We start from the raw sequence: 20,216 nt of genomic DNA on the forward strand, positions 1-20,216 counted from the left end.
TAACAGTATATTTACTTATATTTTATCTTATTAGAACCATTTTCTTGACTTCAGAAATGATGTTATCAGATTTTAGACGATAGAAGTAAATGCCAGATGGTAATCTATTCCCGTTCATATCAGTTCCGTCCCATACAATTGAATATTGATTATTGAATATTGGATATTGTCTGATCTTTTGCCCTTTGATGTTATAAATTTCAATTTCGGTGTTTTTTTCGGTGCTCTCGATGGTAAATTCTATTGTCGTTGTAGGATTGAATGGATTGGGAAAGTTTTGAGAAAGTTTTGTTATATTTACCAATTCCGGATTATCATCAACAGCTACCCCTGGGGTCACTGTAACATCCCACAATGTGCTGTCTGCTAATTCGCTATCTGATACTAATGCCTTCACCACAAAATTACCAGTATCTGAAAAGGTATAAGTAAATTCATAGCTACTTTCACCTTGCTGTATATCATCAATATACCAGAAATAGAACAAAGAATCCTCGTCAGGATCTTCAGCTGTTATGCTAAATAATTGCTCAGTATTTTGTACAATTGAAAATGCTGTCTCTTCCGGGAAAAAATAAGTGATTACAGGTGCATGATTAGAAATAAACTCATCAGCTCCAATATCTGGATTTACTTCATCGCGAAGGTCGTAATCAAAATCTGTAATAATTCCTGTAATTGGTGTTCCTGCTCCGATGCAAAGGCTTGTTGAATTTAGATGTAAATCAGGAAAACTCAAATCAGGGTCACCTGTTATTGAATTCTCATCTCTTGGAGCATATCCAGGAGCGATTTGTAAATCCCCCAGTGTATTATAATAATTGCTGCCAATTCGTGCAACATAACGATTATCGGAAGGGTCATCAGAATTTACAGTCAGGAAATTATAATCGCTCTCTGCAAATGATGTCGCTGTCTTCAAGTAAATAGCACAATGATCATTATCACTTACATCACCTGTTCGTTCGTTAATTAAGATGTTATCTTTAAGAATGTTATCGCTCGCATCTTTATAGATTTTTATACAGTAAGAATCAACATACTCTCTAGTATTTACTCCACCAATATACATAGTATTATAGTAGATTTGGTTGTTCGTATTATCACCAGAAGACATATAAATACAATAAGGGGTATTAGCAGTAAGTCCAGGAACAAGATGTATAATATTATTATAGACCAGATTATCGTGAGAATTTGAAGTCATAAATATTCCATAAGGGTGTGCATTTGCACTATGTTTCAAATCGTGAATATAATTATGATGGATTTTTGTAGTTCCACTGCAGCTTGATGAACCAGCTCTTATTCCGTAAACAGAACTTCTTGCCTCTTCAAAAGTTTGACACACCTCATTTCCTTCAACATTACAATCAACAATATGTGCCCAAACATAAATGCCATATTTTTGAAAATCGTGAATAGTATTATTTATAATATTGAAGTTGCAAAGTTCCTTACCACTCTCTCCGTCCATAAATACACCATAAGTGGAGCCACCTATAACTTCGCAGTTTGAAAGTGTGAATGAATCCATACCAACAGAAGGAGATGGAACATCATAAGTTGAGCAATAAACAGGGGTTGACCAACCCGTATTGGTTGTAGTGCTAATGCTGTTAATGATCAGATTTTCCAATGTGATGTGGTCTGAACCGTTTGCAATCCATAAAACAAAAACATCATCTTCATTATTACGGAACCCATTTATTGTCATATTTCTACTATTTTCAATTGATTCATAAGGAGTTCCATTAAAGGTGATATAGTCTGAATTATGAATTTTAAATGCATAACTGAAATCTCCAGTTATTGTAATGTTAATTTCCACAGTTGCCCCAACATCTGGTCTGAAAACAACAGGATTCTCTGCTGTTGCAACAACATCAAGAATAGTTAAATTATCATTTTCATTATAAATTCCATCACGAATCAAGAAGGTTACACCACCTGCTCCAACTCCTTGAAAATTCAAATCATTGATTGCAGACTCAATAGTTGTATAATCAGGAGCAGTTCCACCAATATACTTAATGCCAGTAAGCTGTGCAAATGATAAGGAAGGTAATAATATCAAAAGGCACAACAAAGTCAATCCAATAAATTCATTTTTTCTTTTCATCTTTTTCTCCTATTATTTTCTTCAAGGAATTCTAAAGTTTTCAGGTAGTAGCTATTCATAGTTTTACTTATCTTTACATTCTTAATTTGCCTGCACCATTCACGATACAACTCGATTTCCTTCTTTAGTTCTATCAACTTTTCTGTGGAATCAGTGTCTAAATGGATATAACCATCGCTTCCTCCTGCCACCAAGAAATAACCTTCTTTTAAATGTTTTTTCAAGAATATGAGAACTGTTTCTTCTTCCCTTGGTTGGGGTGGAGTATCTCCAACTATAGCGACATCTATTATTTTTCCATTACCTTTGTCCGTGGGTTCCTCTATCCTGGAAAAGAGAAGATAGAATGTAGAATCTCTGTCTTTTTGTTTACTTTTCTCGGGAATTTTACCCTTCAACACCACTATGGGGTTGATACCTATACTGAATAATTCGTAACCTTTTATATCCACTACTGAGTCAATATTCGTAGTCTTACCAATAATTATAAGATCAGATTTAGCCTTCGTTTCCTCAATATACCGTGGCGGCGGAATTGCTATTGCATCGCGAAATGTCAGTAATATTACAATTGTTGTAATGCATATCAAAACTCCTTTTTCCGTTTGTTTTCTACGATTAAGTTTATGCATACCTAAAAGCCTAACATAATTTGATAATGCTTTGTACCATGTTACGGCATAAAATAAATCTACAAAATTACACTATCTAATTAAAACAAAATTTTATAAATAAAAAATAGTGTCAATAAAAAAATTTGTATGATCTAAAACTATTCAGTTAACTGAATAGTTTTAGATCAAAATCTTACCTTTTTTTGTAAGTTTTAGTGGTTACTTCAGCAAAATCGTCTTTTTAATTTTGCTGAAATCGTATATTTGGATTTTATAGAAATAAATTCCGCTTATTAAATTTGAAGCATCAAATTCAATTTTATGCTCACCAATGTTTAAATAGTTATCAACTAATGTTTTTACAATCTGTCCCTTTGAATTATAAATGGTAAGTTTCACATTCCCATTTTTCGGAAGATTGAATGAAATTGTTGTTTCTGTATTAAATGGATTAGGATAATTTTCAATATTGATTGCTGGAACTGGAATATCATTATCATCTATTGCCTCTTGTGTATAATCAACTTCAAGATAAGGATGCAGATTTGAATTTGTATATTCTTTTGAATAGAATTTACTCCATTTGTATCCTGATATTGCTCTGATTACAAATCCGTGATTTTCTATCTGACTATTAACCCACTCCTGAACAAGATTGGTAATATTTACTTCAAACCACATGCCATAATTTCCACCAGGACCACTAAAAGTGAAAGAAGCCCATATATAAGGGTTATATTGAATGTGTGTATGAGGGTCCCATGTTTCTTCATTCCATTCTTGTGTTATTGCGTAAAAGTATGTAGCTGTTGTGCCGCTCATTGGACAAGAGAAGAAACGATACAGATGTAGAGTTGCGTCTTCAATAGTTGCATTTTGTAATTCACTTAAATTAAATTGAATCATTATTCTTTCAAAATGACCTGCTCCTGAGAATTCTGCGACCCATAATTGATCAGATGTCGGTGGTGTGGTTGGATGCTCTACATCGGTATACATATCATCACAAGGTTCCATAAAGATTGTATCTGCATCTGCAAATACAGTAAGCCCTATAATTAAGACGGTTAATACTAAAGTTAAGTAATGTTTCATTTTTTCTCCTTTTCCCGATTTTTCGGGACAATTTTTTAGTTAATAATCGTGGTTAAAAACCACTCTGAAGTCTAACTATTAGTTTTTTTGCTTCCTTAAATTCATTATCAGGAACATCCACCGGCACCTCATAATCAATTCTAAGTTTGGTGTGTTCTTCATCCAATCCAAGGGTAATACCAGCTGTAAAATAACTGGAAACAAAATCATCACAGTAAATAGTATCATCAATAAAGGTAGCTGCGTTATTCCAATAATATCCATCAACATTTGAAGCCTTATTCCAAGACTGATACATAAAATAAGGTTGAATATAAGGAATTATATCCCAGTTTGTTTTGATGGTGTATGCCCCTTCAATATAAAATGCGTTCATTTCAAGATTCTCAGATGTTTTAATTGTATCAGGAAAAATGCTTGTAAATCCCTTTCCAGTATAATATTCTCCGCGGACAAAGATATTATGGAAATCAAATTCAGCACCGAATCCCATTCTATTACTTTTCTTATAAATAGGTTCAAAAGTAATTGGGTCAGTTTTCCCCAAGTCTTGCTTAATGTCATTATAGTATCCACCAATTGACACTCCGTCTAAAGGGGTTCGGAAAATTAGACCAATATTCCTATCATATTCTTTATCAAAAGATTTTCCGCTGAATCCGTTTAGAAAAGCAAGTTGTGTGGAAAAGCCCATTGATTCAGAAATATCATAGTCTGCTTCCACAACAGCCCCTGTAGCATGACATTGACCAATAAATGCAGCACCGGAGTGTGGTTTTTCTACTGTTAGAACTTCTGTGCAACATTGATAAATTTCAAATCCGCGCATAATGTGTCCCTTCATAAGACCAAGTCTTATCCATTCAAAAGGCTTGTAAAACACACCTGCTTCCTTTACTCCAAAACCTGTTTCCGCTCCTGAGAAAGGACAGGTTGACATACCAAATTCCATATTGTATTCAATATTCTTTCCGAATTTGCCAATTGCTTCTATCATTACACTACGAACAGTAAATTTGCTATCAGGGACTTTGTAGATAATATTTTCAAAAGTACCCTGCCAGGATGAATCTTGAACGACAACATCATCTCCGAAATATGCATTGGTTTGTAAAACAATATTTGTATGAATTTCCGGAAGCTCTAAATCGGTAGCATTTAAGATACCAATAGTTAGCAAAAATATTGTTAATGATATTAATGTTTTTACATTATTACTCATGACCTAACTCCTTTTTCGTTTAGCTTTTTATTACTCTTATGAGAATGCGACACATTCTCAATTGTGGAAATAATATGTCAAGATTTTTTCTCAAAAACAATATAAGATTTTTTTAATTATCAAAAATCAACTGGAATTTTGATACATTTAATTTAGCATAAGAAATTAATTAACAAAACACACATCACACCTAAAATTAGGCTAACAATCCCTATTTTCGGATTCTGTTTTATTTGTGCTGCTGGAATTAATTCCTCCACCGAAATGTAGGTCATAAAACCAGCCGCAAGTGCAAGAGATGCTCCTAATAAATGTAAAGTTGTCCCTTTTAAAAGATAGTAACCAAAAATAAAGCCAACTAATTCAAACAATATTGTGATGGTTACGATAATAAAGGATTTCATTCTATTTTTAGTTAATCCGTATAAAGGAACGATTGTAGCGATATTTTCTGGAACATCCTGTGCTGCGATTCCCAATGCTATCACAATCCCCAAAGAAGGTGTCAGAGCAAATCCAACACCGATTGCCAATCCTTCTGGGATATTATGCAAAGCCATACCAATAACAAGCATAGTCACACTTCTTTTTATAGACGGTTTTTCTTTTTTAAGTAACTCTGGATTTATATGTGGTAAGGTTCTATCAATAATGAGAAATATGATTATCCCAATAAAAAAAGAGCCAGCCATTAAATAAAAAGGTATAATTTTCAGACTTTCAGGTATCAATTGAAAGAAGGATATACCAAGCATCATCGAAGCAGCAAATGATAGAGAACCATATAAAAATTTCTTTTTAGGTTTCTTTATCAATCCAATTAGACAACCGAGAGTTTGACCAACAAAGATCAGAATTATTATTAACAACAGGTTTTCCATTTTCACCTATTCCTTAATTTATTTTTCAAACCTCTGAACATCAAAAGAGCTATAATAGCTTGTGTAATTGCAAGACCTTCAAATATTATCAATATTGTTATTTTCGCTATCTGGAATATATTGAGACCCAAATTATGAATCATAATTATAGGAGTAAGGAAAATAATAATCAAAGGTACTAAAACATCTAACCAATGTGCTAGAGACTTAACTGCTTCTTTATATTTTCTGAAAGATAAAATCCCGATGAATGTTGTTAAAACTGTTGCAATTAATCCAAGCATTACTCCTCTAAAATAAACAAAACCACAAATATACCAAATCATTTTAAATATAAAATACAATAAACCAAGCAGGATATAAATAAGATATATTTTCTCTTTTATGATTTTCATAATTCAATATGTGTTAATCCGTATCATCCATGTAATCAGTGTCCTATCTCTAAAAACTATATTTTGCCTTTATCCACACCTCATCGTGGTCATCATATTGACCGAACATTCCTTCATCTCCAACGAATAGATCTATACCGAAAATCAGATGCAATCCATCAGTAAGAGCATAGTCCATACTTGAACGGATAAAAAAATCTCTGTCATTTATTCCAAAATATGCCATTGTTGATAGTTCCAATGTTTGCCTGATGAATTTTTTGGAAATGTGAAGCGTTGCTAACATCGTATGCTCATCATCTTTGATTTTATCATCATAATCTAAAATGAAATCGTCAGCGAACTGTGCAGTAAGCATCCAATCATTTCCTGGTGTCCAATCAACTCCGAGCATCCAGTTTAATGAGTTCTTCTTAAACAGTTTTTCAGATAGTATATTTTCTGGCTCGAAATAATTATCTTTATAAAATGCAGATTCTTCTCGAAGAACAAAATCTCCTATAGGTTTTGAAAACTCAGCACCAACAAAAGTAATCCGATGATGTTCTGGATAGTAATGGATTGAATCACTGCCAATAGCGACAGTTCTATGCAAAGTAGGCACATCTTCCCAAGTAAAAAATGATGAAAAAGCAAAATCAATTCCGGAAAGATAGAAGGATAATTTTCCGCCAATTTCACTATTTTTTAAGGTCAAATCTGGTTCAATGGGTTCTTCAAAAACCACTTTTACACTTTCAGGAAATACGGATTTGAAAGCCCAAGGAGTTCCCAGAAGTGGTAAAATTGCAGGTTTGAAAACAGGTAGCCAGATAAGTTCAAGGTTCGTCTGTTCAAATAACAGATGAAATTTCAAAGCATCGATCGATAACCTGATGTCGTCAAAATTCCGTGCAAGAAATTCCGTATAATCTTTGGGAGAGATAATATCTGTAATTTCCAGACCATCTGCTTTGCCCCAGATTATCAATTGTCGCCCAACCCGTATATCCCATTTATCAGCAGTATAATCAATAAAAGTCTCTCTCAACTCAATGCAGGAATTTGATTTTATCACATTGTTGTTGATTGCATTCATCGAAGTAAACACAAAAGCCTCTTCACCAGTGATCCATAATTCCATACGAAGACGTGTTCTCGAGCTTAAAAAATCGTGTGAATTATTCAAGCAAACAGCATGATAAGTATCAACAAATCCCTGCGGTTCAATATCAATCGCAAAAAGAAGAAAAGGTATTAAAAGAAGTATAAAATTAAGTATTAGAAATGGAATCATTCTCAAACTTATGTTGTGAATTGAATTTGAAATTTGAAATTTGTAATTTGTAATTTTCATTTCTTTATCCGTCCTCTTTCCAGAGAGGAAACTCTGAACAGGTTATCTTTCAATCCGATGTCATAATGCATCTCTTTAATTTCAAGAATGGTTTTATGCTTTTCTTGAATATTATTCATTTCCATCTTAAACGCAGTCCAGAAGCCATTTTGTTTTCGGATATCTGTGATTTTGAGGACTTTCAGCAAATTCGTTTGTCTGTCGTAAAATTCAACTTTTACAGGAATAAGAGCATCCTGACGAATCCATGCGATTTTCTTTGAATACATATAATCTTTATCTTTTGGAATGGATTCAAGCACCCAGCATTTTATACTGTCTATTTTTTCTTCACAAAGTAATTTGTGATTATCCTCATCTACAGAGCGGTCTCCCATATCATCGTAAGTAAAATCAGTTCCCATAAAATAATCATTTTTTGAAGAGCCGCTAATTCTTCTCACCTTTTTCAATGCTGGCAGATAAAGCCATCTGTCATCTTCTTTTAATGTATCTTCGTATTCATACTGCAGGAATCCTGTTCCTTTTACATCTGCTGGGGATTGGAAGAATATGATAGATTTGCTCTCCTTTCCATAATCTTTTGAAATTGATAAGAGGGTTCGCTCACGAGTTTTTCCTCTTTTGTTGATAAGAGTCATTTGCATTACACTTTTTCTGTCATTTCCATCTGGACGATTGTGCAGCATAATGGCAATGTCTCGTCCTGTTAATTCTTTGGATTGCGACCATCCTAAAACTGCTGTTAAAAACAGTAAAATGATCACTTTTATAGTTTTTTTTAATAACATCTTAAAACTCCTTTTTTTATAGAACATTGATGATACAGCTAACGCGGATTTACCCCGTTAGATATTCATGCTGATTTGTAGTTATCTTATCAAGTAATTTCTCATATCCGAATGAAGTTCAATATCAAATATGCTAAATTTATCTAACAGGGTGAACACGGATTTTTTATTTGATTTTTTTACCCGCTTAATCTGTGTTCTATTAATTTTCTATTTTTCTTTGAGCCACATGAAAGAAACAACGTTCAGCATTACACCGGATAATAAAACAAATGTCAGCAGGACAATCTGGCGATGGTCAACCAGGCTTTCACCAATATGTCCCATCAGATGCCAGATATTCATAAGTGTAAATAGTAGAGTAAGAACGAAATTGGTAATCTTATACCATTTTGCTTCAATGAATATCGTTACTGCAATAATAATCATCGGAATCAGCCATAACATAAGCATCAGCCACAACATTGGAGCCATCGGGTTTGCAGCTATCAGTTCTTCTGACATAGCAACACTCTTTGCCCAGAAAAGGGGCATTAGCGCTAAATTTCCATGGAAGATCATTCCAAAAAGGAATATTATCCATAGTACGGTTACTTTTAATCTGTTAGTCATTTCTTCCTCCATTTTTTAGATTATTTAGTTAATTACTTCATTTTGAGTCCGAGTTTTAACATAAACTCTTTATACATCAAAATAGCTATAATAAGTTGTGCAATTGCAAGGCATTCAAATATCAGAAGTATCGTAAATTTCTCCAAAGGAAATTGGATTACTGGGATTCCCATGCGAATAGTCATATGAAGAGGAGAGTAAAGAACAATAAGTAATGGTCCTATAATAGCTAACCAATGTACCACAGGCTTGCCCATTTTTCTATACTCTTTGAAAGAACCGATTCCAATCAAGATTGTTAACACTGTGGCAACTAACCCAAGCATCAACCCGCGAAGACAAACCCAGCCACAAATATAGTAAATCACTTTGGATATAAAATATAATGAGCCGAGTAGGATATAAATAAAATATACCCTCTTTTCAATCAGCTTCATAGTTGTTCCTCCTTATTTAGATTATTCTCTTTCCCAAACGGCTTCACCAACATAATCAAAACCGGTGTTACAAAGAAGTCGGCAAACAGTGCAGCAAGAATTGCTACGATTGTATATCCTCCGAGACAAAAATACATCTTATCCAATGAGGTTACATAAGCAACAAATCCAAGCACAAGGATAAGTGAAGTCATAAAAAGTGCCTTACCTACTGTTCTAAATGTTTCCCGAATTGCCTTCTCATAACTTCCTGTGCGCCAGAATTCCAGTTTACAATTGGTTATGAAATGAATCGTATCGTCCACCGCAAGCCCAAGAATCATAGGACCTATAATCATTGTCATCATATCAAGTGGTGTTCCAAAGTAACCCATAAGCCCGCCCGCGAATATTGCCGGAGCAATATTCGGTATCATACCTATCAATCCTGTTTTTATACTGCCAAACACAATCATCATCAGTATTGTTATTACGATTAGCGCGATTAGGAGCGAACGAATTTGTCCTTTTGTGATATACATAGACATTGTAGAAAATTGAACAGCAACACCTACGATACCCAATTTTGCATTAGGGAAAAGCTGGGTTACTCTTCTTTCAAGGTAATCCCACTGCTTTTCAAATTCCTTTGCCAAAAAATCCCCTACCTCTGCGCTTATACGAAGTGTGGTATAATCATAATCCACCCAATTCTCTGCTTCTGTTCCACCTGACATCTCATAGAGCAGAAGCAATTGGGATACAAGCTCTTTATCGTTGGGAATAGAGTGGTATTCGGGATTGTCGCTGTGCATCACCTGATTTAAATCCTTTACAATATCAGATAGGGAGTAAGCTCTTTTCACAGCAGGGAATTTGCTTATTTCATTTACCAGTATATCAAGATTTTTCAGAACTTCCGGGTCTTTTACTCTATCATTTTTTTTGAATGCTATTGTAACATCGTAAGACCACATTGAGCCAACTTTCGTATTATTGATATACCAGAGTTTTGCTCTGAAAGGAACTTCTAACCCCATTTTTTCCATCCGCATATCCACCTCTACTTTTGTAAGTCCAAAGATAAGTGCAATCACAATAATTCCAAAAATAGTCAGAATTTGTGCAGGATGAGAAAGCACCCAATCGCTGAATTTTACAAGAATATGTTCTGCCCAACCACCGCCTTTTTTTTCATATTCAGGATGAGGCTTTTTATCTTCTCCAAACGAAAGAATGGCAGGAGTAAAAAGCATCACTATTATATATGCAGCGATTACACTAACTCCAGCGGACAATCCCATCCAGCGAACAGTTTTGATATCTACAAAAAAGAAAGAGAAAAGAGCGGCTATCGTGGTCGCAGCAGTAAAGAAGATAGGCCAACCAGTATGCTCCACTGCATAAAATATCGCTTCTTTCCTTCTTCCTGTTGTAAGAAACCTCTGCTTGAAAAAATTAAAGATATGAACAGAGTAGCCAATAGAAACAGCCAGGGCGAGTAGAACAGGAACAATCATAACAGTATTATCCAGTTTAATGCCCAGCCATCCCATACCACCAAAAGTCCATAGAATAGAACTAACAGCAGTTATTATTGGGACAGATACACCTCTGAATGAACGCAGAAGTAGGATAAGGGCAATAATCGTAATTAAAATAGAAATCCCAAAAACTCTGCCCGCCTCTTTGTTGTAATAGCATCTTTTCTCGTGATTCAGCACAGGCATTCCCGTGGCTTTGAGATTGAAATCCTTATACTTGTCCTGCCCGACGATCTCTACTGCCATTCTGCCAACCACAAGTTGTGGATATTCTTCCATACTTGTCGCATCAGTTTCAGGATAACTTCTAAGCCGCAGAAGTATCCACGCTTGTTTGCAATCATCAGAAAATAATCTGTTAACAAGAAACTCTTTTGAGAATGCGAGTTTCTTAATTTCAGCAATAGCTTCAGGATTGGTTGGAATTTCGTCAGGGACAATATTACCAACAATAAGCCCTTGTTCAGTCCCTCTTGTAAAATCAAGGTCTGTGATGGACATCAGCTTATCCGTATAAGGTAGTTTGGATTTCAACTCCTGTCCAAGTTCCCGCATCATTCTCAGAATCTTCGGCGAAAAAACATTATCCGCTTCCACGAGAACTGCTACATAGTCATTATTCCCGAAGATATCTTCAAACTCGTGTTTGGCGACCATCAAAGGGTCATCCTGGAGAAACCAGCTTTCATTTGAGACATCAATCTGAATTCGCTTTATGCCGATTATTGCTATAAGATTAAGGAATATCAACCCGACGATAATCAGCCAGCGGAGCCGCACGATGGTTTTGGCTGCTTTGCCAAACTTTTTGTTTATTCTTTCAAGTTTTTTAGTCATTTTTATCCTCCGTAGTTTCAATTTTTAGAATTATGAGAATGAGACACATTCTCAACCATAAAATAAACAAGTCAAGTTTTTATTATTTTTTTAATTAAATTATTTTAATTGAATACGGTCCTGGAATTAGTCGCCAAACCCAGATATATTCCAAAACTGACCAAGCTGTCAAAAGCCCAAAATATGACCAGAACATTATTAAGTTAATACTTTTACTTATTCTTACCTTATAAACTGAAAATCCTGTCAAAAATGCAAATATACCACACATTATATAAGTAGAAAGATGAGTTCGGGATAGAACCTCTAATTGAAAAATCATAATAAAATGCAATGTCCAGATAAGTAAAAAACTTGAGAGTGAAAATTGAAAAGAAATTGGTAAATATTTTCTTATAATTAAAAAAAGAAATATTACAAAAAGCAAAATTGGTAAAAAATTCCAATGTGCAATTTCCACAGTTGCACCTTTGATAAACAAATCTCCGTTTTCAAGGAATTCTCCAAAAAATGCCCAGAGAGAAATGCCACTGAATATTGCTAATAGATTGCTTTTGAAGATATTATCTTTAATTTTTTCAGATTTAAGAAATAGGAATATGCCGATAAAAAGCAATCCAAAACCAGCAAAAAGATAAGGAATTTCCCCAGCACGATTTGTAATTACCAACAGCAGATAAGTTATGCAGAAAAACATAAAAGCAAATAAAACTGTTTTAAATCCTGTTTTTTTCATTTCTTATTCTTTTTATTAAATTTTTAATCAACTAACATCTCTTTAATAACTGATTTTAATTTAATAATAGTTTTTGGAGTTATTTCCCCAAGCCTTTTAATCAATCTCTGTTTATCAATGGTTCTAATTTGGTCCAATACAATCCATCCTTTCTTTTTCTGAAAAGTAATATGTATACGAGTTGGATAAGAACGGGATTTGGTTGTCATTGGTGCAATAATAACGGTAGAGATGTATTTGTTCATTTCATCGGGTGAGAGAACGATGCAGGGACGCGATTTTTTTATTTCATGACCAACTGTAGGATCCAGGCAAACGAGAAAAACATCATATTGTTTGACTACCATTCCCATTCTCCAATCTCTAAATCAATATTATCTTCTATTATTAACTTATCGTTAGAACTGTCGTGCATCATTTTGAAGGCCTTTTCCCAATCCTCCCTTGGTTTATACTTGATAGACATAATAATGATTTTCCCATCTTTAATCTCTAAATCAACATCCTTTTCAATGTGGCATTGTTCTATAATTGCCTTTGGGATTCTAATCCCTTTTGAATTACCTATTGGTATAATTGTAGTTTTCATTTTTCACCTCTGGTGTTATTACATTGTAATTACTTATTAATTGTCAAGGAATAATAGTTATTACTAATTACAAAATAAGATTTAATATTCCACCAACTATCAAAGTAGCGACAATCATAATCAGTGCTGATTTTATCATATCCTTAATGCCAAGCTCTTTGACTAAAATCGCAAAAGTCGCAACGCAAGGAAAATACATTGTCAGAACCACAGATGCAATTACCATTTGATGCATCGTTAATCCTAATGGAACAAGCATTCCAACTGCCACATCTTTTCTTAGGAAACCAACTACTAATGCACCAATTGCTTCTTTGGGCAGACCAAGAATGCCTGTTACAACTGGTGCAGCAAGTTTGCCAATGAACTCAATTATATGAAGAGCATAAAGAATGTTTACAATCAAAACTCCCAGGAGCACAAAAGGAACAGCACCTTTTATAAACCACAGGACTCTCATCCAGAGCTTTTTTAGAAGTGCAGGAAAATATGGAAACCGATATGGCGGTATCTCCACAAATATTTCTGGACTCTCTCCTTTCAAAAGCAAATTAAGTAAAAGACCAAGAACAATCCATACAATAAAGAGCGTTCCAAAAACGAGTGCCAAGCCATGTGCACCATATTTGCCCACAAGCCCAAATACCATTGCAATTTGTGCCATACAGGGAATTGCTATTGCCATAAGTGTTGCAGCAATAAAACGCTCTCTCTTTGTCTCTAACACTCGAGTAGCTAATGCACCAGGAACATTACAACCTATTCCGAGCAGCATTGGTATTATTGCTAAACCATGAATACCGAGCTTATGCATAAAATTATCAAGTAGAACTCCAAGGCGAGGAAGATAACCAGAATCTTCCAGAAAACTCAAGATAAGATAAAAAGCAACAATATATGGCAAAACCATTGCAATGGGGACAAATAGACCAGTTGTTAAAAGCCCCATTGATTCCACGAAATCTATTCCACCCTCAATTAGTTTACCAATTAAGACATCGTGAATAAATCCAGAAGAGCCTAATAATGCTGACAATTTCATCATTAAAGGTGCCCATAAATTTTCAAATAAGGGTTCAAAGATGTACCCAATTAGTGATTCCCCAATAAATCTTACAATCTTAAAGGCAAGAAACAGAACGATAATGGCAAAAGGAATCCCTGTCAATGGATGTATTGAAGCATCTCCAATTCGTTCTAAAATTGTGTGATGACGATGTGTTAATTTTTGGACTTCATCTACAATTTTACCAATTTTAGTCCATCTTTCTTCGTCCTTATACTTAAATTGACTGAGTTTTGCCTCGTTTAATCGTGAGACAAGCTCTTTAATGCCTTCACCAGTTATTCCGCAAGTTGGAACAACAGGTACCTCTAAAATTTGTTCTAATTTCTCCTTGTCAATATGAACCCCTGTATGTTTTGTTTCATCCCAGAAATTCAGGCAGATGACAAGAGGTATCCTTTTTTTGATGAGATGAAGAGTAAGACTTAGGTTTCTTTCAAGATTAGTAGCGTCCACAATATTTATTACAATTGTATTGTTGTCATCATTTTCTTTGAGAGCATCATTAAGCATCTTAACCGCGACTTCTTCTGCCCTTGAAGTTGGTTCAAGGGTATAGGTGCCAGGCACATCAATAACTTCAAATTTCTTTTCTTCAATCCGCATATATCCTTTTGTAAATTCAACCGTAGTTCCTGGATAGTTGGAAGCAATTACATGAACGCCTGTAAGACGAGAGAAAATCACGCTTTTCCCAACATTTGGATTACCCATTAAAAGTATCTTTCTCATGTTTATTCCTTTTTTATTCTTACCAAGAATTTATCGGTCTCGGCGTCCAGACGGACACGAACCTTCATTTTTGTTTTTTCTAACACTAACGAATACAAACTCTCGCGAGTATTGTTAATTTCGGAATTATAATACAAAAAATAGTGTCCGTTCGTGTTAGTTTGTGCCTGTTCGTGGCTAATCCTTTTCAACTATAATTTTTCGTGCCATACCAAAGCCTAAAGCAACTTGAGTATTTCCAACTTGAACAGTTACTGGACCTCGCATAAATTGTGAGGAAATTTTCTTGATATTTACTCCTACTCGAATACCAAGTGCTTCCACCCTTCTACTGAAACCAAATCCACCATTAATTGCTACCACAGTTCCCAGTTCACCTGATTTCATCTGCGTTAAGTTGATATCTTCCATTCTTCACCCTCCTTTTGATTTTCTTGTCTGTACAGGCTGCTTCTGGGTCTGTTCTTTATTCTGACAATCAGAACAAATGCCATAAATCTTCAGGCAATGGCCAGTCATCTTAAAATTATTCTCTAAAGAGACTTTTCTCTGCAACTCCTCTATACCCTCTGAGTGAAATTCAATCATCTTTCCACATTTCTGACAAATAAGGTGGTCATGATGCTGATGACCAAAAATATGCTCGTAAAGATGCTTTCCATTTTGCATTTGAATTTTGCTCACCATACCACTTTCTTCTAAAAGTTCCAAAGTCCGATATACTGTCGCACGCGAAACACTTTTGCCTTTCTCGTTAAGTTGGATAAACAGATCATCCGCTGTGAAATGAAAATGATTATCAAAAACCTGCTCAGTTATAATCTCTCTCTCTGTTGACCATAAGAGGTTTTGTTTTTGAATAAATTTTTGAAACTCTCTTACTTCATTTTTCATAATTTTTAATCTCCATAAAATTGAGACCGAATCTCAATCTAAATAAATTGAATGTCAAGAACTTTTTAAAATCTTAAAAAATTATTGTTATGTTTATAATAAAAAGCCTGATTATCAAAACAGATAATCAGGCTTAAAATTGTATGTTAAATTAGAATGTTAAACCGAATCCAACTCCAGCTGTTACTGAATTATACTTTGCCATATTGTAATCTACATTTAAATTCAACACACCTAATCTAAGACTCAAGCCAACCGTTATGCGTGACTCATTCTCTCCATCTAATTTGAAGCTAATTTCTTGCGTGCTGGGTCCGGCTGGTGTATCAATAGCATAATCATAATTAAATTCCATTGAAGAATTCTCATACATATATCCACCATAAGGAGTAAGATTTAGCATTTTAACTCCAAATGTTTTACTAACATTCAAACCGAATGCGGTAGCATTTGCAGAAGCAACATCTCCTATTTCCATTGATTGAGTAAAAAACGATGCAGAGATATCTACAGGAATTGAAATCGGAAGCCATACTTTTGGATTGTGCTGAATTCCAAAACCAAAATAATTAAATTCGCCTAAATTTTCAATTTCAATTGCTGGTACATACCTTAAAACCGCCTGAGTTCCAAATACTGTCCCAACACTCAATTGTGGGGCAAAGAGTGGTAGTGCAGGTACTTCACCTAATAATCCTTTCACTGGAAGAGGAATAACTTTCCCGGGCACATTTACGGTAGCAGTGTCACCAGATGGAGAATTATAAGTAACATCTTCGCTGTAGAATTCTATTTTTACACTATCTTTTTTATCACCAACAATAGTGGGTCCATAAATTCCCACATCAAAATCCTGTGTAATAATCGCGTTAATAACTGAATCTTGAATAGCTGAAGGTAAATCCACTGTTAATTCTTCTGCTTGATTCCTATTGAATCTAAAACTCCCTTCTGTAGAAAAGGTTTTATTATCGGCATCAAATAATGTTCCCATAAAAACAACTCCAATTTCAATATCTATTCCAAATATTTTTGATTTAGGGGCTTTGTGGTACCATCCGCCATTCAAATTTGAACCAAAAGCAGAAACAACCGGATTCACATAACTTTTTGCAGCATCTTCCGAAAGTTCTTGTAATGTCTCTTCAAGGTCGTCAGCAAATAAGTTTGATGCCACAAAGATTAAAACAATTAAGAAAACTAATAAGAATTTTTTCATAATAGTTCCTCCTATATTTTTGATTAAAAATGACTATGATTTTCAGTATTTTTTGTCAAGAAATTTAATACATATTTTGAGTTTTTATATCCTACTAAATTATGTGCTCACTCCCTAAATTTCTTTAGAAACTAAAATATATAATTTATATTCAACGATATCATTGTACCACCATGTTTGTTTCTACCCAATTTAGGCTCTTCACTTACGCCATCACCGGCGGTTCTTCTAAGCTTATTATAATCAACAGGAATTTTCTGGGAAAGTAGAAATCTTATGTTGAACTGATTACTTATTGGATAAAACAAATCATATCTTAGTTCAATAATAGCATCCATACCTATATCAAATGAGCCTTTGTAAGAGATGTATTGTGGATATACAAAAATTTTCTCCCGTTTTTTATAGAAATAGTTATTATACGAAAATAAGTGAGAATAATTAAATGATAACTTGTTTTTAGTTTTTCCCCATTGAAAGATTTTTTCTAACTGTATAAAAGGTTGAATTAATTCAAAATTTAATTCTTTAAATCTTATTCTATCAAAATCATAAATAGCTGTCCACGCAGAAAAGGGCCAGATGTCAAAATACGAATCGTCTCCAATACAAAACTTATAGTATTCTGAGCCAATGATGAAATCATAATTTCTAAATTTTTTTCCTACATTAAATCTTGCAAAAAATAAGGTAAAATTATCTAATTTACAAAATTCTTTGTTTTGATGTTCAAAACTGCCTAAAAAACTTAACTCTGAGACAAAAAAACTTAATAAATAGTTTTTGCTGACCCACTTATTATCCCATGTAATATTTTTACCCGTAATATCGCTTGGATATTTATCTCTATTATCTTTATCTGACAAAATCTTCTGATGTGTTAATACACTTTTAAAATATTGATTTTTATAACCAAATTTCTTCTCTATAATAGCATACTCAAAAGGAAAATATGAAGATAGATTATGTATATCATATTCTAATTTATGCCTATTATATCTGATCCCCACAAGTAGCAAAAATTGATTAGACCCAATTTGTTTTTCTAATCCTAATAAACTTCCTATCTTATTGGTCTTTTCAAGATAAAGCTTGAATTTTGTTTTTTTTGATAATTGATATACAGAATCAAAACTGAGAAAAATATCATCCTGATTTATATAGGCTTTATCTTCTTTGCGGTCAATATCATTTATGAAATAATATCCATTTCGTTTGCATAAATTTAATTTTGCTGTAAGATTAGAAACTGTTTCTCGCTGACGAAAACAAATATGACTATTCTCTAAAATGATTTTATAATCATCTTTATTGTAATGATAAATATAATAGTAATCAGAGATAAAGGAAGAGCGATTTTTTTGCTCTTGAAAAAAGAGACAAGGCTGCTGAAGCCCAACAACCTTCTCCAAATCATCATAAAGCGAAAAACTATTTATTGTATTACAAATCAGGATAAAAAGAATGAATAATAAATAGTTCTTCACATTTATAAATTATTCTCCTCCAAATAATGATAACCAAGCATCACGAGTCATACCCGGAAAAATTCCACCAAAGGTATAATCTGGAAAATATGGCATTTCTTCATCTAAATTAATAGGATCACCATCTGGTCCATTTAAGAAGAAAATTGCTTCATTCACTGCACATTCCCATTCATTCCAATAAATATAATATACATTAGTAAAAGTATGTTCTTCACCATTCTCATCCCAATATGAATAATTACCATTTGGATTCTCCCACTCATCTTGCCAATCTAAAACCAACACAATATGCATTGCATCATTCCATTCATGATAAGGTAAATAATCTTTCATATTAGTTAAACCAGGGTCAAAATATGCAGAAAGATCAATGGTAAATTGTTCATCCTCTCCGTCATCATCAAAATCTTCAGTAAATGTCACAGGTCCTGTAATGAGCTCATTTAGCCAATCAAGTGCATCCTGAAATGTATTCCAATCTTGCATAAAATTTGGGTCATTCTCGTCATGGTCAGCAATATCATTATCGAGTTCATTAAGATATTCTATTTTAATAATATCATTATCTTGCTCATCGGTTTCTGCTAGTATCTTATCTCTTGCTAATTCTAATTTAGCTATCATTGCTACTAAATCAGTCTGAATGGCAGTGCCACTATTGCCAGCGCGATATGCTAAAAATTCTTCTCTGCTTTCCAGATTATCTTTTAACATACTAATAATAATAGAATCATTAACAGCTTCATTATAATACCAATATTTCTGTATATATAAAGTGTCGCCAATTTGCTCGCTTTCTATAAACCAATCATCATAATCATCTTGCAAACTATCAAGCCAATCATAAGAACCATTTTCATCAAGAATGTCCACATCATATAGAGTTATCTCGCGGAAGCCTGCACAGACAGCATAAATAGAAGATTCAAAAAGACAGATTTCACCTGCATCCAATTCTAATATCTCTTCTCCTGTATTTATTGGTATAAAAGTAGTGTCTGCAATATTTTCGGCTTTCTCTAAATATACCAATGCGGTTTCAAGTTTTGGTAACACATTGTTATCAATAAGGTTTTGTAAGGTAGCAAATTTAAGGTCATCATCACCACGCAATGCATGGAGAAAATAGGAAGCCTGTATTTGTGAAGCTTTTATCAGAAAGCTGTATTGATTTTTTAGTAACCGCTTACCACCACCGTCTTGGGTAAATTCGTTAATTAAATCCCACAAATCTTCATCATAGTTTACACTTGCTACTTCCAGAATACCCATTCCAAAATTTGCTAAGGCATTATCTTCATCAAGTGCTAAAGCTTGTTGAAATAAACCTTTGATACCATTGTAAGCTGCCTCAGGAAAGACATCCTCTCCACTTTGAGGATCCTCTGGTTCTTCTGCTTCAAGAATTGCTTGGTTCAACAGTGCAAATGCCTCTTGAGCCAGACTGTCAGCTTGTTCCGTATCACCTGGACCAGGTTCAGTTGTACCATTTTTACCACAAGAGATTGTTAATAACACTATCAATAAGATTGAAAATGTCAACCCAAATAAACTTTTTTTCTTTTGCCCCGATAGAAATCGGGATTTCATTTCATTCAACATTTTTTCCTCCATTTTTCTTATTA

Annotated in this window: 20 protein-coding genes; all 20 read right to left on the minus strand. The window is 34.0% G+C overall.

The features are described from left to right. Positions 1–22: 22 nt before the first annotated feature. The gene (locus tag U9R23_00145) at positions 23–2,122 is read right to left on the minus strand and encodes a T9SS type A sorting domain-containing protein (protein ID MEA3474851.1); all 2,100 of its coding nucleotides are present in this window, start codon (positions 2,120–2,122) and stop codon (positions 23–25) included. Next, the gene (locus U9R23_00150; protein MEA3474852.1) at positions 2,119–2,754 is read right to left on the minus strand and encodes a hypothetical protein; all 636 of its coding nucleotides are present in this window, start codon (positions 2,752–2,754) and stop codon (positions 2,119–2,121) included. The genes U9R23_00145 and U9R23_00150 overlap by 4 nt, the downstream gene beginning before the upstream one ends. Before the next feature lie 201 nt (positions 2,755–2,955). Further along, positions 2,956–3,831, minus strand: coding sequence for a DNRLRE domain-containing protein (locus tag U9R23_00155; GenBank protein MEA3474853.1), 876 nt, complete (start codon positions 3,829–3,831; stop codon positions 2,956–2,958). A 52-nt stretch (positions 3,832–3,883) separates the two neighbouring features. Continuing rightward, on the minus strand, positions 3,884–5,053 hold the full coding sequence (locus U9R23_00160; protein MEA3474854.1) for a hypothetical protein: 1,170 nt from the start codon (positions 5,051–5,053) through the stop codon (positions 3,884–3,886). Between the two features lie 152 nt (positions 5,054–5,205). Continuing rightward, a complete protein-coding gene (locus U9R23_00165) occupies positions 5,206–5,934 on the minus strand; it encodes a ZIP family metal transporter (GenBank protein ID MEA3474855.1) in 729 nt (242 codons plus the stop codon). 2 nt (positions 5,935–5,936) lie between these two features. After that, positions 5,937–6,329, minus strand: coding sequence for a hypothetical protein (locus U9R23_00170; protein ID MEA3474856.1), 393 nt, complete (start codon positions 6,327–6,329; stop codon positions 5,937–5,939). A 49-nt stretch (positions 6,330–6,378) separates the two neighbouring features. Beyond that, the gene (locus tag U9R23_00175; GenBank protein MEA3474857.1) at positions 6,379–7,665 is read right to left on the minus strand and encodes a DUF1302 family protein; all 1,287 of its coding nucleotides are present in this window, start codon (positions 7,663–7,665) and stop codon (positions 6,379–6,381) included. Next, the gene (locus U9R23_00180) at positions 7,662–8,456 is read right to left on the minus strand and encodes an outer membrane lipoprotein-sorting protein (GenBank protein ID MEA3474858.1); all 795 of its coding nucleotides are present in this window, start codon (positions 8,454–8,456) and stop codon (positions 7,662–7,664) included. Before U9R23_00180 ends, U9R23_00175 begins: the two co-directional genes overlap by 4 nt. A 210-nt stretch (positions 8,457–8,666) precedes the next feature. Next, positions 8,667–9,068: a hypothetical protein gene (locus U9R23_00185; GenBank protein MEA3474859.1), complete on the minus strand. Its 402-nt coding sequence runs from the start codon at positions 9,066–9,068 to the stop codon at positions 8,667–8,669. Positions 9,069–9,100: 32 nt separating this feature from the next. Continuing rightward, positions 9,101–9,505, minus strand: coding sequence for a hypothetical protein (locus tag U9R23_00190; GenBank protein MEA3474860.1), 405 nt, complete (start codon positions 9,503–9,505; stop codon positions 9,101–9,103). After that, positions 9,502–11,865 (minus strand): MMPL family transporter, encoded by a 2,364-nt coding sequence (locus tag U9R23_00195; GenBank protein ID MEA3474861.1) that lies wholly within the window; start codon positions 11,863–11,865, stop codon positions 9,502–9,504. The genes U9R23_00190 and U9R23_00195 overlap by 4 nt, the downstream gene beginning before the upstream one ends. Positions 11,866–11,959: 94 nt before the next feature. Then, positions 11,960–12,601, minus strand: coding sequence for a hypothetical protein (locus tag U9R23_00200; GenBank protein ID MEA3474862.1), 642 nt, complete (start codon positions 12,599–12,601; stop codon positions 11,960–11,962). A 23-nt stretch (positions 12,602–12,624) separates the two neighbouring features. Then, complete coding sequence (locus tag U9R23_00205; protein ID MEA3474863.1) at positions 12,625–12,948, minus strand: type II toxin-antitoxin system PemK/MazF family toxin; 324 nt, start codon at positions 12,946–12,948, stop codon at positions 12,625–12,627. Further along, positions 12,942–13,190 carry an AbrB/MazE/SpoVT family DNA-binding domain-containing protein gene (locus tag U9R23_00210; protein ID MEA3474864.1) on the minus strand — a complete coding sequence of 83 codons (249 nt, stop codon included), beginning with the start codon at positions 13,188–13,190 and terminating at the stop codon, positions 12,942–12,944. Before U9R23_00210 ends, U9R23_00205 begins: the two co-directional genes overlap by 7 nt. 67 nt (positions 13,191–13,257) lie before the next feature. Then, entirely contained in the window at positions 13,258–14,988 is a 1,731-nt protein-coding gene (locus tag U9R23_00215; GenBank protein ID MEA3474865.1) for a ferrous iron transporter B, read from the minus strand. A gap of 177 nt (positions 14,989–15,165) precedes the next feature. After that, on the minus strand, positions 15,166–15,399 hold the full coding sequence (locus tag U9R23_00220) for a FeoA family protein (GenBank protein ID MEA3474866.1): 234 nt from the start codon (positions 15,397–15,399) through the stop codon (positions 15,166–15,168). Between the two features lie 3 nt (positions 15,400–15,402). Further along, positions 15,403–15,882 carry a transcriptional repressor gene (locus U9R23_00225; GenBank protein MEA3474867.1) on the minus strand — a complete coding sequence of 160 codons (480 nt, stop codon included), beginning with the start codon at positions 15,880–15,882 and terminating at the stop codon, positions 15,403–15,405. Between the two features lie 151 nt (positions 15,883–16,033). Then, positions 16,034–17,101 (minus strand): DUF6588 family protein, encoded by a 1,068-nt coding sequence (locus tag U9R23_00230; protein MEA3474868.1) that lies wholly within the window; start codon positions 17,099–17,101, stop codon positions 16,034–16,036. A 131-nt stretch (positions 17,102–17,232) separates the two neighbouring features. Then, a complete protein-coding gene (locus tag U9R23_00235) occupies positions 17,233–18,588 on the minus strand; it encodes a hypothetical protein (GenBank protein ID MEA3474869.1) in 1,356 nt (451 codons plus the stop codon). Between the two features lie 9 nt (positions 18,589–18,597). Further along, entirely contained in the window at positions 18,598–20,193 is a 1,596-nt protein-coding gene (locus tag U9R23_00240) for a hypothetical protein (GenBank protein MEA3474870.1), read from the minus strand. Positions 20,194–20,216: the final 23 nt, after the last annotated feature.

Source organism: Candidatus Cloacimonadota bacterium (assembly GCA_034722995.1).
GTDB lineage: Bacteria > Cloacimonadota > Cloacimonadia > JGIOTU-2 > JGIOTU-2 > JAGMCF01.

Excerpts from the sequence above, each read along its gene's own strand:
- U9R23_00230 (MEA3474868.1), bottom strand. The coding sequence starts at position 17,101 with ATGAAAAAATTCTTATTAGTTTTCTTAATTGTTTTAATCTTTGTGGCA.
- U9R23_00150 (MEA3474852.1), bottom strand. The coding sequence starts at position 2,754 with ATGCATAAACTTAATCGTAGAAAACAAACGGAAAAAGGAGTTTTGATA.
- U9R23_00145 (MEA3474851.1), bottom strand. The coding sequence starts at position 2,122 with ATGAAAAGAAAAAATGAATTTATTGGATTGACTTTGTTGTGCCTTTTG.
- U9R23_00155 (MEA3474853.1), bottom strand. The coding sequence starts at position 3,831 with ATGAAACATTACTTAACTTTAGTATTAACCGTCTTAATTATAGGGCTT.
- U9R23_00165 (MEA3474855.1), bottom strand. The coding sequence starts at position 5,934 with ATGGAAAACCTGTTGTTAATAATAATTCTGATCTTTGTTGGTCAAACT.
- U9R23_00200 (MEA3474862.1), bottom strand. The coding sequence starts at position 12,601 with ATGAAAAAAACAGGATTTAAAACAGTTTTATTTGCTTTTATGTTTTTC.
- U9R23_00215 (MEA3474865.1), bottom strand. The coding sequence starts at position 14,988 with ATGAGAAAGATACTTTTAATGGGTAATCCAAATGTTGGGAAAAGCGTG.
- U9R23_00170 (MEA3474856.1), bottom strand. The coding sequence starts at position 6,329 with ATGAAAATCATAAAAGAGAAAATATATCTTATTTATATCCTGCTTGGT.
- U9R23_00240 (MEA3474870.1), bottom strand. The coding sequence starts at position 20,193 with ATGTTGAATGAAATGAAATCCCGATTTCTATCGGGGCAAAAGAAAAAA.
- U9R23_00225 (MEA3474867.1), bottom strand. The coding sequence starts at position 15,882 with ATGAAAAATGAAGTAAGAGAGTTTCAAAAATTTATTCAAAAACAAAAC.
- U9R23_00175 (MEA3474857.1), bottom strand. The coding sequence starts at position 7,665 with ATGAAAATTACAAATTACAAATTTCAAATTTCAAATTCAATTCACAAC.
- U9R23_00160 (MEA3474854.1), bottom strand. The coding sequence starts at position 5,053 with ATGAGTAATAATGTAAAAACATTAATATCATTAACAATATTTTTGCTA.
- U9R23_00220 (MEA3474866.1), bottom strand. The coding sequence starts at position 15,399 with ATGGAAGATATCAACTTAACGCAGATGAAATCAGGTGAACTGGGAACT.
- U9R23_00210 (MEA3474864.1), bottom strand. The coding sequence starts at position 13,190 with ATGAAAACTACAATTATACCAATAGGTAATTCAAAAGGGATTAGAATC.
- U9R23_00180 (MEA3474858.1), bottom strand. The coding sequence starts at position 8,456 with ATGTTATTAAAAAAAACTATAAAAGTGATCATTTTACTGTTTTTAACA.
- U9R23_00190 (MEA3474860.1), bottom strand. The coding sequence starts at position 9,505 with ATGAAGCTGATTGAAAAGAGGGTATATTTTATTTATATCCTACTCGGC.
- U9R23_00205 (MEA3474863.1), bottom strand. The coding sequence starts at position 12,948 with ATGGTAGTCAAACAATATGATGTTTTTCTCGTTTGCCTGGATCCTACA.
- U9R23_00195 (MEA3474861.1), bottom strand. The coding sequence starts at position 11,865 with ATGACTAAAAAACTTGAAAGAATAAACAAAAAGTTTGGCAAAGCAGCC.
- U9R23_00185 (MEA3474859.1), bottom strand. The coding sequence starts at position 9,068 with ATGACTAACAGATTAAAAGTAACCGTACTATGGATAATATTCCTTTTT.